The organism is Paenibacillus auburnensis (assembly GCF_927798115.1).
GTDB lineage: Bacteria > Bacillota > Bacilli > Paenibacillales > Paenibacillaceae > Paenibacillus_AQ > Paenibacillus_AQ auburnensis.
In genome coordinates this window covers 155,064-168,548 of record NZ_CAKMMG010000001.1, presented here as the reverse complement: position 1 = coordinate 168,548, position 13,485 = coordinate 155,064, and the positions used below count along the sequence as shown (strand labels likewise).

The window sequence follows — 13,485 nt, the reverse complement described above, 5'->3', positions numbered from 1 at the left end:
ACCGCTACACACCAAATACCCCTATTCATACAGAAAGGGGTATTGATTGGTTGATTTCTTCTGCGATTGGTTATTCCTATAAGTCAAGCAATAGTTGGCTTTAATGCCCTAACTCTGAACCATCCGCTTTCATAATCCTTCTGTTCATAAACAATCGGCAGTCCAATCTGCATCAGCCTGTCTCCGCCATAGATGTACTGTTCATCACTGTGCCCCGGACGAATCTCATATTCCAATTCCTGATGAAGGCCGGCAAGACGCAAAAATCTCCGTGGCGCGTTAGGCACGGCCATCACCTGAAAGTAGTAAACAAGTGCTTCTTCTTTATTGTCGGAAACAAACATCCAGGCTGACTCGTTGCCTTCGAACGGGCTCTTTAGACGGTACAAGTCCCCACTCTGTACCAATCCGCGTATCTCCTTATAGGTTACGATTTGGCGCTTGACCGTCACTTTGTCCTCTTCAGTGAACTTCGTCAAATCAAGCTCATAACCAAAGTTTCCAGACATTGCAACATCCCCCCGGAAATCAAGAGGAGTTATTCTCCCAACCTGATGATTAGGCACAGCGGAGACATGCGCTCCAATTGCACTTACGGGATACACAAGGCTGGTACCATATTGGATCTTTAGCCGTTCCACCGCATCGGTATTGTCACTGGTCCAGGTTTGCGGCATGTAGTATAACATCCCCGGATCAAATCTCCCGCCCCCGCTGGAGCAGCTTTCGAACAGAATATGCGGAAATGAGGCAGTAATACGCTCTAACAGTTCGTATAATCCTAGAACATAACGATGAGCAGTCTCGGATTGACGTTCCGGCGGCAGGTCAGCCGAGCCAATTTCCGTCAGACACCGGTTCATATCCCATTTCACATAAGCGACAGGCACACTTGAGAAAATAGCGGAAAGTGAGTCATAAATATAATCACGTACATCTTGGCGGGTGTAATCCAAAACAAGTTGCCATCTGGCTTCACTGCGTCTGCGCTCTGGGACATGAAGGCACCAGTCCGGGTGTTTCCGGTACAGCTCGCTGTCCGGCGAGATCATCTCTGGCTCAAACCATAGCCCAAATTCAAGGCCCAACTGGTTGATGCGCTCCGCCACATCGGCAAGACCGCCTGGCAGCTTCCGGCGATCCTCGTACCAATCGCCAAGCGACGAATTGTCAGAATCCCGTTTCCCGAACCAGCCGTCATCCAGCACAAAAAGCTCGATCCCCAGCTTGGCGCCTTCTTCTGCTATCGATATCAGCTTCTCAGCATTAAAGTCAAAATAGGTAGCTTCCCAGTTATTGACCAATATCGGACGTTCTTCGTCCCGGTATCTCCCCCGGCACAACCGGGTCCGGTACAACCGGTGATACGTCCGTGACATTTCTCCCAGTCCTTGTCCGGAGTATACCATTACAGTCTCAGGAGTCTGGAAACCCTCCCCGGGGCTTAACAGCCAAGCAAAGTCAAAGGAATTTATACCGATGCTAAACCGGGTAGAGCCGAACGAATCCACTTCCGCCACTGCTTCAAAGCCACCGCTATAGACAAGGCTAAAGCCGAAAGCCTCCCCCTGGTATTCATTCGTCTCCGGGGTGACTAGCGCAGCAAATGGATTCATTTGGTGGCTGCTCATGCCCCTTTTACTATCGATTCGGGTCTCCCCTTGATGAAGACCTTTACGGGTAATATTACCTTCCCGGGCCCATGCACCTGAAAGATAAGTAATCTCAAAATCACGGTTACCCGGAAAATCGACACTGGCACTCAAGGCACGGCGAAGCCGTAACTGCTTGTCTCCCTTATTGCATAGTCGGGCCGAGCGGACAATGACGTTTCGGTCTGCGTAGATACAGTAACTTAGCACAACTATTAGACCCGAATAAGCATCCTTTAGTTCCACTTCCAATGTATCCGCTTCAGTCTCATCCTCTGTATAAACAGCCGGAAGTCCGGTTAAGGACGATTTCCCTTTTATTAGCTTGTAACCGATGTATTTAAGCTCTGTGATGCGTGTTCCATCCTCAAGTTCAACCTGATATACCGGATTCCGGAAATCTCCGCTCCCATATTGCGGGTATTCTTGCGGCAGCCGGTCTAATCCGGCATTTATCGGGGTATGAACCATCAGTTCAGTCATAGATTCCCGGTGTATCAGCCTGCTTCCCCAATAGACATGTACTGGATACCCGTTGACGATCTGAAAAATATAACTCATGCCAGACGACTGCAGATGAAACAGCCCTTCCTGCTCTTGTACGATTATGCCCATTGAAAATCCCCTTCTTTCTAGTTCATGCTATTAAGAGTTTATTTCTTCCAGCTATTTAGACATGGCTTAATACTTGATAAGCTTATATAATATAGCAGTCAGTTCTATAGAAATAATATATAAAATAAGCCGTCTAGTACATGGCTTGGTACTCACTAAATATATAATAATGCTAGATTATTATTATACACAGGAGGCTTACTGTGCTCGAATATTTACCGCGTAGTAAACAACACGCAGAATTGCATACTACTCAATTCGGTATTGAGGAATGTATCCCGGGTCACTTTTTCGGGCCAGCGGTGAGAAGTCATTATCTGCTCCATTATGTATTAAGCGGACAAGGGGTTTTTGAAGTCGAGGGAAAGAGATATTATTTAAAGAAGGGGCAGGGGTTCTTAATTTTTCCGGAGATTATTACTTATTATCAAGCCGATACATCAGATCCATGGACTTATTGCTGGGTTGGCTTCAACGGAACCTCGGCGGAGCTGCTCCTCAAGCAGGCCGGGCTAACCAAAGCATCTCCAATCATTCACTATGATAGAGATGATATGATTTACCAGTACTTGCAGTTGATGAACGAATCAAGAGTATTCCATAAAGCCAGGGAAACCAGACTGACAGGGTTACTATATTTATTGTTATCGCAGCTCGTGGAATACGGCCCGGTGGCATCCCCTGAAGTTAAAGAGACCCGGGCAGAAATCTACGTGGAACAGGTAAAAGATTTTATCGAAATGAATTATCCTCAGAGCATTACCGTTGAGGACATTGCCCAGTATATCGGACTTAACCGAAGCTATTTGTGCTCATTATTTAAGGAGCGGATGTCGGTCAGCATTCAAAACTACTTAATTCATTATAGAATTAACAAAGCATGTGAAATGATGGGGAATGCTGAACTTTCGATCGCTGATATTTCCCGATCCGTAGGTTACAATGATCCACTGCTCTTCTCCAAAATGTTCAAAAAGCTAAAGGGCTCTTCCCCTAAAAATTACCGGACGGAGATCCAGGCTCAAATCCAGGATGACACTCAAGAATCTATGATCCAGATTGAAGAGGAGCATTTATTTTATAGTTACATGCCAAGCTCAAATTAGGACGCACCAGTAATGTAACACTTTGTCGTAGTCTTAAAGATATTTAGCATCTTAAATGAATAAATTAAGAAGAAAACAAAAAACCAGCCGTATAGGTATCCCGTATGGCTGGTTTTCCGTATTCTCAACTTAATCTGAATAAGCTGTAACGGTAAAGCTTTCAGGTCCGATCCGAACCGGTCCGAGGGTTGTAGTGCTAACAAAAGCTGAATAGATTAATTCATTATTCTCTGGAGCAGGAACATTGAAGTCAGATCCTATGACCGTGATGGGTAATACCTGTTCGTTCGTATTGGATGGCAGGGATACCTCGAGTGCAGAATAGATGATAGGATCAGTCGTACTGATTCCTCTAACAATTATTACAAAGATTCCAGTCGGGGGAGTTTCGGCAGGTTGTAAGATGGTTACCGTAGTGAAAAATTCCACCCTAATATTACCTGTGGGTCTCACAATATTCAATCCGACCTGCCCGTATAATTGGGGCGATAGTATAGCCGGGAAAGGATCGCCAAGAGAAGAGGCGAAGCTTGCATTTTGTGATGTTCGGGAATCTAGCAAAAGAGTCATAAAGCACCTCCTTTCTGATATCCCATAGCATATGCAGGTATACCTGCGAACTTCTCATAGTACCGCCCAATCTACAAAATAAGGCGTTTAGCATGAGCATTTTCCCCAATTGGCTCTTGTTAGGCTCCGTTGTTTGGCTCCACCTGTGGATTAACAGTTGAACATAGTTGGACAGACCTTCCGCAACCAATCGTAATACGCTTAGTTCTTTCGCTGTCAATCAATCATGGATGATGGGCATATCTCCACGGCTTAAAATTTATATAAAAGGTGGCAGTCCCGAACAAGTTAAGTTCTAGACTGCCACCTTTATATTTAATGAAATATTATTAAATCATTTTAATAAACCAAAAATGCATGTTCTGAATTCCCTCACCCGCACCGGCTATACCCGCAGTTGCTGCAGGTCTTACATCCTTCGATGTTAACCAGCGAAGCGCTGCCGCAGGATGGGCAGAGGTCGCGGGAAGCGGTCGAATGGCTGTGCGCCGAATGGCCGCCGTGACCATCATTCGTAGCAGCGGCAGCAGGGACACTAGATTTCAGCTCCGCGCTGAGCGCTTCATTGAAATCAAGCTCCAGCGTGGCTGCGATTGGCGCCGCCACGTGGTCATCCTGTGCGTTGTTCAGCACATGGGTTTCCAGGGCCTTGGCCACTGCGTCGGCGATGGACTCGACGCGGTTCGCGCCGAAGCCGATGGCGCCGGAGCCGCCGATGCCCTTGAGATGCTTGATCAGCAGCTCGACCTTCTCGCCGTGGTCGCCGTAACGCAGGAACAGCGAGCAGACACGGCCCAGGGCTTCCGCCATGGCGAAGACGTCGGAGCCGGCTTTGCCGACATTCAGGAAGATTTCGGCCGGAATGCCGTCCAGGTCGTTGATGGTGATATACGCCATGCCGAACGGCGTATTGATCTTATAAGTAGCGCCGCGCAGCACCTGCGGGCGTTTCTTGTATTGTTTGTCCACCACATTGGCCTGTGGTGCAGGACTTGCTGCTACTGCGGTTGTTGCCGCCGCGGCCGGAGCTGCTTCTTCTGCAGTAGGTTCTGCTGCCGGTGTGTCCTTCTTGTCTTCCTTCTTCGAAGTTTCCAGCACCTGCACATCGCGGCTGCCGTCCCGGTAGATCGTTACGCCTTTGCAGCCCAGATCGAAGGCCATTTCATACAGCTCGGCTGTCTCTTCGACGGTGAAGTCAGACGGGCAGTTCGCTGTTTTGGAGATCGAGCTGTCCACCCAGCGCTGAATGGCTGCCTGTGCGCGGATATGGTCTTTAGCTGACAAATCCATGGAAGTCACGAAGTAATCTGGCAGCTCTTCACCCGGATGGGCTTCCAGCCACTCCTGGGCAATCGGCACGAACTGCTCGTCATAGCCAAGACGGCTCTGGCGGAAATATTTGAAGGCAAAGTACGGCTCGATACCGGTCGAAGTGCCGACCATTGTACCGGTACTACCTGTTGGTGCCTGGGTAATCACGGTAACGTTACGCATGCCGTGCTTACGGATCGATTCGCCGACTTCCGGATAGACCTCTGTAATATTACGCATAAATCCGCTCTGCAGATATTTCTCGGCATCAAATGCCTTGAAGGAACCCTTCTCGCCGGCGATTTCCGCCGAAGCCAGGTACGCTTCGCGGGCCATGAAGCCGTAGAGCTTGTCCAGGAACTCCAGCGATTCCGGGCTGCCGTAACGGATGTTCAGCTTGATCATCAGCTCAGCCAGACCCATAGTACCCAGACCTACGCGGCGTTCCAGCTTCTGGTTGGCTTCATTCTCAGGGAAGTGGTAAGGCGTCTTGTCGATAACATTATCCAGGAAACGCACAGAATAACGGGTAGTTGTCGCCAGATCTGCCCAATCCACATCATGATTCTCCGCATCGTAGAATTTGGAGAGGTTGACGGCAGACAGATTGCAGACGCCCCAGCCCGGAAGACCCTGCTCACCGCACGGATTCGTGCAGATAATCGGGTTGAAGTACCAGCTATTCGACATTTGATTGTAATATTCCATGAACACTACACCCGGCTCAGCCGATTTCCAGGCTGATTCAATAATCGTATGCCAGACATCACGCGCTCTGACGGTACGATAAGGAATAACCGCACGGCCGTCCGCTTTCCATTTATCCAGATCCCCGTCCCAGATTGTATCGTAATCAGGGTCCGTTGTATCCGGGAAGACCAGCTCCCAGTCCAGATTCTCTTTGACTGCCTTCATGAAGGCATTGCTCACGCATACCGACAGGTTGGCATTGGTCACCTGGCCCATGGTCTGTTTCACAGTGATGAAATCAACAACATCCGGATGCCAGTCATTGATCATCAGCATCAGTGCCCCGCGGCGGCTGCCGCCCTGCTCAATAAGTCCGGTTGTGTAACTGAACAATCCGCCCCAGGATACAGAACCGCTCGACGAGCCGTTGACGCCTCTCACAATTGCTCGGCGTGGGCGCAGCGAGGACAGGTTGATCCCCACACCACCGCCGCGGGCCATAATTTCGGTCATTTCCGAAAGGGTCTGCATGATGCCGCCGCGGCTGTCTTTTGGCGAAGGCACAACATAACAGTTGAACAGGGTCAATTCTTCACTTGCCCCTGCACCTGCAGCAATCCGTCCGCCCGGTACAAGCTTCCAGTCATCCAGAATCGAACGGAACCGGCCTGTCCATTCTTCCTGCAGTTCAGGTGTTTTCTCTACAGAAGCCATGGCAGCGGCCAGACGGTCCCACATTTCTTCCGGAGTCTTCTCTATATTAAGCGTCAGCTTTTCTACATCCGATTGCACCAGTTCCCCGCTGCGCGTCTTGACGGTAACGATCCGGCCGTTGCGCTCAACAATCTCCCCCACTTCCTTTGTCGGAAATTTGGGATCATCTTTGGTCAGGACCAGCACAACATCGCCAACCTTGGCATTGTTGCTGTCTGCATCCTTCCAGGCATAACGGTCCAAAAATATTTTCTCACTTAGCCCTTCAAGGCGCTGCTTGCGTTCCACTGTACTCAATAGAAAAACCTCCCGGTGTGTAATATGTAAATCTTCCGCTGCAAGTAGTCATGTGGAGTCCTCTTGTCAATATCAAATAACCGCCAAAAGCCCTCCGTAAACAATAATTTCAAGCTTTTGTAACAATATATTGTGTGAACCAGCTTTTCAACTATACCACATATTGTATCGAAGTTCTTTTTCGAAAAAGGAAGCCTTATCGCGAAAAATCAGCTTTGAGCCGCTTTTTCTCACTTTTTCTCGCTTTTTTATCAGATTCAGCATGAAAAAAAGACCGCAAAATCAGCACGTCTGCTCTACAAGAATACTTTGTATAGTTATGAATTCTCTCTTTTACGCGCATACTACTTCTACGCAATTCTTATATGAAACCGCGCCGGAGGAGGCTGCAACATGACGCAATTATCCCGCAATTCCTTGCCGCAGGAGGGAAGCACACCCGCCCCGCTGCTGCCCGTCCCTCTGTCTTTTGAGCGAAACTGGCTGCATGATCTTGAATCGAAACTGGACAAGGGCGGACCCTGGGGGGACTGGAGATTAACCCGCCTGGCCATTCAGGGTGAACAATCTGGACTTGTCACCAGCTTCGACGAACTGCAGTGTATGAAGCATCTTTCCGGCTTATCCCCGCTGCCCCATCAGCTCGATACCGCCCATAAGGTGCTGTTTGAAATGTCCGGCCGGGCAATTCTCGCCGATGAGGTCGGTTTGGGTAAGACCATTGAAGCAGGACTCGTCCTCAAGGAATATCTGGTGCGGGGCCTTGTGAGCAAGGTGCTGATTCTGGTACCCGCCTCACTCGTGCTGCAATGGGTCCGGGAGCTGAATACTAAATTCGGCATCACGGCAGTCGCACAGAAAAAATCTTACTCCTGGGGCAATGACATTGTGGTGGCCTCCATGGATACCGCCAAGCGCGATCCCCATAAGGAGCTGCTGCTCAGCTCGGAATTCGACATGCTCATTATCGATGAAGCGCACAAGCTGAAAAATAAGAAATCGACCAACTACCAGTTTGTGCAGCAGCTTCGTAAAAAATACTGTCTTCTGCTCACCGCAACTCCCGTACAAAATGATCTCGGCGAGCTGTTCAATCTGATCACCCTGCTTAAGCCGGGACAGCTCGGCAACCAGGGCGATTTCGCCGCCAACTTTGTTGTGGATAAACGCCAGCCGAAGAATGAAGTCCAGCTGCGCGGCGAGCTCTCTAAGGTCATGATCCGCAACCGGCGGGGCGAGGGGCCTGTCAACTTCACCAAGCGAAAAGTCCGGAATATACCGCTCACGCTCTCACCGGAGGAAAAGGCATTATATGACGGAGTAACGGCTTTTGTCAAAGACCAATATCAGGAATCAGGCGGCAATCTCAGCAGCATGCTCTCCCTGGTGACCCTTCAGCGTGAGGTATGCAGCAGCCGAGATGCCGTTTTCATAACACTGGTCAACCTGATCAAAAAGCTTCCGGCTGATTCTCCAAAGCGTGAACGGATGATGGATCTCCTGCAGAGCATCCGCACTGTCAAAACGAACACGAAAGCGGAGAAAACGATGGAGCTGATCCGGGATATGAATGAAAAGGTCATCGTCTTCACCGAATACCGCGCCACTCAGGAATATCTGTTGCAATACTTCCGTGAGCACGGGCTGCAGTGCGTGTCCTATTCCGGCGGCATGAACCGCGGGAAGAAAGACTGGATGATGGATCTGTTCCGCGGCCGGGCCCAGGTCATGATTGCCACGGAAGCCGGCGGTGAAGGGATTAACCTGCAATTCTGCCACCATATGATCAATTTTGATCTGCCGTGGAACCCGATGCGTGTGGAGCAGCGGATCGGCCGGGTTCACCGGCTGGGCCAGCAAAATGATGTTGTCATTTATAATCTGTCCACCGAAGGCACGATTGAAGAGCATATCCTGCACCTGCTCCACGAAAAAATCAACATGTTCGAAATGGTTATCGGCGGACTCGATGTGATTCTGGAGCGGTTCGAGAAGAAGGAATCGCTGGAGAAAAGCCTCTACAAGATCATGCTCGAAGCGAGAAGCGATGAAGAACTGCGCAGCGGTCTTGACCATATCGGCGAATCGCTAAGCGAGCTGTCCCACGAAACCCGGAAGGAAATAATGCCATGACACTTAGTCCGCTAGAGGTTCGCAAGCAGGTAATGGATTATCTGGAAGCGACCGATTGCTCCTTGATTGAAGTATCGCCGCTGCATGTAACGGTCAAGCTCTCGCCGCGTGCAGACCGGATGCTGACCGATCGGCCTTACTATTGGGGTTTTGTTGAACGCACCGGTGTAGACCCGGAGACCTTGTCTTTTACCTTCGTGTTCGACCCGGAGAAATACGACTCTGCCGCAGCACAGTCGCCGCCTCCCTCGCGCCCGCCCGGCGGCTTGAACCGTCCTGCCGGTGCGGCGCTGACTTCCGGCGGAACAGAGATGGAAGCCGGGGCGGATAACGCGTCGGCAGCAGCAAGCGGAGCCCCTCCCGGCGTCTCCACCGATCCGCAGGACAGTATTCTTGCCCGGTACTTCGGCATTGTCCCGGCACTGCCGCGGATTGGTCCGGGAATGATCCGCCGCGAGGATGTTATCTACGGAAGCAAGCGGCTGCGGCAAATCTGGGCTGCGGCCAAGGAAGAAGGCAAATGTCTGCAGTTGTTCGAGGACCCGGGCAGCAGACAGCGGACGACTCTGTTCTCTGCCGCTTACGAGCCTTGGCTGGGTGTGTGCTATAAGGTGGAGATGACCTGTGATCTTAAGCGGGAAGAGCTACATTTTATCGGCATATCGCTTGCTACCGGGAAAATTACCGAGGATTTCGGTTCCAGACTAAACGCCCTGGAGCTGACACCCCGTCTGCCGGAGAACATTCATATCCAGCCTTATGAGATGAATGTTGCCGCTGGAGCAGATAGACTGGAAAGCTATCTGACCTCACAGCTGGCCGCGCTCGACTATACCTGGGCTGAGGAAGCCCGCGAACGGCTGCGTCTGGAGCTGAGCATCGTAGATATCTATTATGAGGAGCTTCTGAAGGAGCCGGATGAAGAGAAAAAGCAGGCCATAGAGGAGCAGTACAACCGCCGCCGCAAAGAGACAGCCTGGCAATATGAGCCGCAAATTGCAGTTTCTGCCGTAACCTATGGTCTGTTTCACCTGCGCAGCACATAGAATGCGACTAGGTCCGCTAAAAGCAGGCAAAAAAACAGCGAAATTCCAAAGCAGCAGCGCGACAGCAAGCAACAGCCTTTTCAGAGCTTGTACTCTACAATAATGGGTATAGGACAAGCCCGTACGAATATGGACAAAGAAAGGTGACTGACTTTCATGAACTCAAACGTAAGGTCAAGGACAGCGTCCAGGCGGCGCGGCCGTCTTCTTCTCATTCTGTGTCTGGGGCTAACCCTGTTCCCCATCGCTTCCGGTTTTCCATCTGCTACGGAGGCTCAGGGCAGCCGCATCACCGTTTCACAAGCGGTTTCTCTTGAGCTTCAGCCCGGACTTACTCTGAAGGCACTACCATCTCCACAATCCCTTCAGGATTTCACTGCACTCACCATTAGCAGGCTGTCTGCAGCCGCTCCATTTACAGAGTGGAAAAATGCCAAAACCGAATTTTACCCGCTCGGCCCGGGCACACACAGCTGGCTGGTCAATGTGAAGAACGGGGAACAACGCATAGGTTATCTAATCGTTTCTGCTACGCAAGACGGCGGATATTTACTCAGTGAATACGGTGCCGGAACTTCCGGACTCCCTTACAGTATGACAGAGCTGCGCCAGTTTCTGGTGCAGGAAGAACTTATACCTTCAACTTATTCAGGTAAAACCGAGTTAACAGCGCTCTACGCTCCCATGCTGCCGGTATGGAAATTAACACTCGATAAACAAACCTACTATATTAACGCCTTAACCCTGGAAATTCTGCCTTGGAGTCTCAGCAAGGCCGAGTCCGTCCTGAATGGAACTCTGCCTGCAGCAGGCACAGTGACCAGCGTGGAGCACAGCTGGACTCCGCAGCGCGCTTTCCGGAGCGGCGGGCAGGATGACCCGTATGCCGATTTACAGTGGCTGGCCAGTCCCAAGCTCAAACTGGTGAACGGGGACAATGTCGCGGTACTGCTAGGCAGCGGGAGCGCCCTGGCCTTTCAGTCAGCCGGCAAAAATGATACGACAGGCGCACCATTTATGATCACTGGCTATCAGAGCTGGCAGCTCCCCGCTCAAGGGAGTCCAAACCAAGCAAAGACAGTTATATATGCCGCCTCCGGCTTGCAGGGACGGCGTTATCTTCCTCTTACCGCGCTGCAGCAGACAGGGACGCTGCATAAGCTCCCGCAATCCCAGAATATTGCATCCGGCACGATTATTCAGGCAGCTGACTTTATGCTGAAGTAAAGTTCAGGCAGCCGCCTCACACCAAACAACCTTCCCGTAAATTGCCGTATACGGCTGGGAAGGTTGTTTTTTTATCAGAATATTCGCCGAAACAAGTGGAAACTTATTCCTCAGTACCGCTACTTGCGGCCGCCATCACTCCACTTGCTCCGCCAGATCGACAGTCCCAGCGGCAGCATACCGAACCATTTTTCCGCCCATGGCTGTTTCTCGGCTTTTCTGCGCGCCCGGCTGGCCCGCGGGTCCTCCATATAGACCACTACTTTTTCGGTAATATACTTTACCAGATCATCACCGCCCGAAGCCATATCGCCACCTCCTTATTCTTCGAAGGATCTAATATCCATAGTGTGCTCCAGATTAGCTGTGTCTAAACAGGAGAACGGTAATTCGTATAGACTTGCCTATAACAGCACAATCTAACAAAGTATCCATTTGGATGAAGATTAACAATGTGCAAGGAGGTCATGCACTTGAGAAACATGAGCTACCGCAGGATAAACCCTGTATGGCGGAGATGGTCCATTCTGTTGGCTTCTGCCGGTCTGCTGGCTCTGCTGGCCGGACAGGCTGATGCCGCAAAGTTTGTGCAGGAGCCTTCCGCTTCCCCTTCCGGGCGGCAGGAGGAAAGGCAGCAAATGCTGGGCCATGATCAGCGGATCATTCTGATCGATGCCGGCCACGGGGGAATTGACGGCGGGACATCCCATGGCGACATCCTGGAAAAAGATATTACGCTTGCTATCTCCAAGCGTTTATTTCTCCTGCTGCGCAGCGACGGGTTCGATGCAATCCTGAATCGTTCTGGGGATTACGCGCCAAGCGAGGAGAACCGCTGGTTGCGCAGCTCTTCCCGTCATCTTCGGGATCTGGCCCAGCGGAAGGAGCTGGCTGAAATGCTTCCGGCGAATGTCGTCGTCAGCATTCATATCAATTGGGCGCCTTCGCCGTCTAAGCATGGGCCGCTGGTGCTGTACCGCCAGGAAGGCAGGAGCTTTCTGCTTGCCCGCTCCATTCAGGACCAGCTTAACCAGATTTATGATATAAATGCAGCTCCCAGACAGGGCAAACCCTTCTATCTGCTCAACAAAATAACCGCCACAACGGTTATCGTTGAGGCGGGATTTATTAGCAGTCCGGCGGACCGCAGTAAGCTCTGTACTCCACATGGCCAGGAGGAAATCGCTGAAGCCATTGCTGGCGGCATAGCTGCCTATCTTATGGAAGTGTGAGCTGCGTATTCCATTTCCACTCCTCCTTGACCAGCTCAGAGATGCCGACAAAGTCCACACTGTCCTTCATTGCGGCAATACCGCTGCGGATACCCGCTGCGGTCTCTTTGCCCTGAATGCCGACATGGCCGATCGTCACGCAATATCTCTGGCTTTTTGCCCGCTGCTCTACAAGACGCATCTGCTTCATGACATGGCCGGCAGAGTGAACATCATCAAGGAAGATATGATTCTCTACAGGGGGCAGTCCAAGCTCCCTGGCCATTCTGCCCGCAACGGAACGGTAATTCGTATGGCTGTCCACAAAGAACAGCCCGCGCTCTTTGCATACAGCAAGTACAATACCCATCACACGTTCATCACCGGTTACCTTAGAGCCCATATGATTGTTAATGCCTACCGCATACGGCACATTATCCAACGCGGCTTCCACCCGTTCACGCACCTCTGCATCCGTCATGCGGGTCAGAACAGCACCCGGCCCAAGCCACTCCGGCTTCCCTTGTCGCGGTTCCATCGGGAGATGCACCAATACGTCATAGCCGTGTTCATGAGCACGACGTGCATCCTTCTCCGTCGTAGACAGAAATGGCATTACAGCCGCTGTAATCTTCACCGGTAGTGTGAACATCTCGTCTGTACCCCGCATCCCATTGCCGAAGTCATCGACGATGATCGCTACTCGGCTGCGGGCGGGGCGCAGCGGCTTTTCCTGCACCTCAGCTGCCTTACTGTCCCCGGCGGGCTCAGTAAGTACGGCGGTGTGTAGAGCAGTATCCTGGCGCTGCCCCGAAGCTGCCCCCATCACTGACGGACCTCCCGGAAACAGTGCGGTCATTAATATAACAATCGCGGTCAAGGATAGCCGCTTTGTGCATTTTAACCATGCCGG

At 51.2% G+C, this 13,485-nt stretch carries 10 protein-coding genes; 5 read left to right on the top strand and 5 right to left on the bottom strand.

From position 1 onward, the window contains the following. Positions 1-83: 83 nt before the first annotated feature. On the bottom strand, positions 84-2,267 hold the full coding sequence (locus L6H70_RS00710; protein ID WP_236328510.1) for an alpha-galactosidase: 2,184 nt from the start codon (positions 2,265-2,267) through the stop codon (positions 84-86). 203 nt (positions 2,268-2,470) lie between these two features. Between L6H70_RS00710 and L6H70_RS00705 the strand changes: the two genes are divergently transcribed. Beyond that, a complete protein-coding gene (locus L6H70_RS00705) occupies positions 2,471-3,373 on the top strand; it encodes an AraC family transcriptional regulator (protein ID WP_236328507.1) in 903 nt (300 codons plus the stop codon). A gap of 129 nt (positions 3,374-3,502) precedes the next feature. Here L6H70_RS00705 and L6H70_RS00700 read toward each other — a convergent pair whose 3' ends face one another. Both L6H70_RS00700 and L6H70_RS00695 read right to left on the bottom strand, forming a co-directional pair. Further along, positions 3,503-3,943 carry a hypothetical protein gene (locus L6H70_RS00700; protein ID WP_236328506.1) on the bottom strand — a complete coding sequence of 147 codons (441 nt, stop codon included), beginning with the start codon at positions 3,941-3,943 and terminating at the stop codon, positions 3,503-3,505. A 372-nt stretch (positions 3,944-4,315) separates the two neighbouring features. Then, positions 4,316-6,955, bottom strand: a complete 2,640-nt coding sequence (locus L6H70_RS00695) for an adenosylcobalamin-dependent ribonucleoside-diphosphate reductase (protein ID WP_236328504.1) — start codon at positions 6,953-6,955, stop codon at positions 4,316-4,318. Positions 6,956-7,348: 393 nt separating this feature from the next. Between L6H70_RS00695 and L6H70_RS00690 the strand changes: the two genes are divergently transcribed. The 3 genes from L6H70_RS00690 to L6H70_RS00680 all read left to right on the top strand — a co-directional run bounded on the left by L6H70_RS00690 (position 7,349) and on the right by L6H70_RS00680 (position 11,361). Next, positions 7,349-9,088 (top strand): DEAD/DEAH box helicase, encoded by a 1,740-nt coding sequence (locus tag L6H70_RS00690; protein ID WP_236328494.1) that lies wholly within the window; start codon positions 7,349-7,351, stop codon positions 9,086-9,088. Beyond that, the gene (locus L6H70_RS00685) at positions 9,085-10,134 is read left to right on the top strand and encodes a YqhG family protein (RefSeq protein WP_236328478.1); all 1,050 of its coding nucleotides are present in this window, start codon (positions 9,085-9,087) and stop codon (positions 10,132-10,134) included. The genes L6H70_RS00690 and L6H70_RS00685 overlap by 4 nt, the downstream gene beginning before the upstream one ends. Before the next feature lie 156 nt (positions 10,135-10,290). Further along, a complete protein-coding gene (locus tag L6H70_RS00680) occupies positions 10,291-11,361 on the top strand; it encodes a hypothetical protein (RefSeq protein ID WP_236328477.1) in 1,071 nt (356 codons plus the stop codon). A 119-nt stretch (positions 11,362-11,480) separates the two neighbouring features. On the opposite strand, the gene L6H70_RS00675 is transcribed toward L6H70_RS00680, so the two are convergent. Then, positions 11,481-11,669 (bottom strand): YqzE family protein, encoded by a 189-nt coding sequence (locus L6H70_RS00675; protein WP_236328475.1) that lies wholly within the window; start codon positions 11,667-11,669, stop codon positions 11,481-11,483. Between the two features lie 174 nt (positions 11,670-11,843). On the opposite strand from L6H70_RS00675, the gene L6H70_RS00670 reads away from it, so the two are divergent. After that, positions 11,844-12,593, top strand: coding sequence for an N-acetylmuramoyl-L-alanine amidase (locus L6H70_RS00670; RefSeq protein WP_236333037.1), 750 nt, complete (start codon positions 11,844-11,846; stop codon positions 12,591-12,593). On the opposite strand, the gene L6H70_RS00665 is transcribed toward L6H70_RS00670, so the two are convergent. After that, positions 12,580-13,398: a divergent polysaccharide deacetylase family protein gene (locus L6H70_RS00665; protein WP_236328467.1), complete on the bottom strand. Its 819-nt coding sequence runs from the start codon at positions 13,396-13,398 to the stop codon at positions 12,580-12,582. The two genes, L6H70_RS00670 and L6H70_RS00665, sit on opposite strands and share 14 nt — an antisense overlap. Positions 13,399-13,485 lie beyond the last annotated feature (87 nt).

Excerpts from the sequence above, each read along its gene's own strand:
- L6H70_RS00690 (WP_236328494.1), top strand. The coding sequence starts at position 7,349 with ATGACGCAATTATCCCGCAATTCCTTGCCGCAGGAGGGAAGCACACCC.
- L6H70_RS00675 (WP_236328475.1), bottom strand. The coding sequence starts at position 11,669 with ATGGCTTCGGGCGGTGATGATCTGGTAAAGTATATTACCGAAAAAGTA.
- L6H70_RS00700 (WP_236328506.1), bottom strand. The coding sequence starts at position 3,943 with ATGACTCTTTTGCTAGATTCCCGAACATCACAAAATGCAAGCTTCGCC.
- L6H70_RS00680 (WP_236328477.1), top strand. The coding sequence starts at position 10,291 with ATGAACTCAAACGTAAGGTCAAGGACAGCGTCCAGGCGGCGCGGCCGT.
- L6H70_RS00665 (WP_236328467.1), bottom strand. The coding sequence starts at position 13,398 with ATGGGGGCAGCTTCGGGGCAGCGCCAGGATACTGCTCTACACACCGCC.
- L6H70_RS00685 (WP_236328478.1), top strand. The coding sequence starts at position 9,085 with ATGACACTTAGTCCGCTAGAGGTTCGCAAGCAGGTAATGGATTATCTG.
- L6H70_RS00710 (WP_236328510.1), bottom strand. The coding sequence starts at position 2,267 with ATGGGCATAATCGTACAAGAGCAGGAAGGGCTGTTTCATCTGCAGTCG.
- L6H70_RS00670 (WP_236333037.1), top strand. The coding sequence starts at position 11,844 with ATGAGCTACCGCAGGATAAACCCTGTATGGCGGAGATGGTCCATTCTG.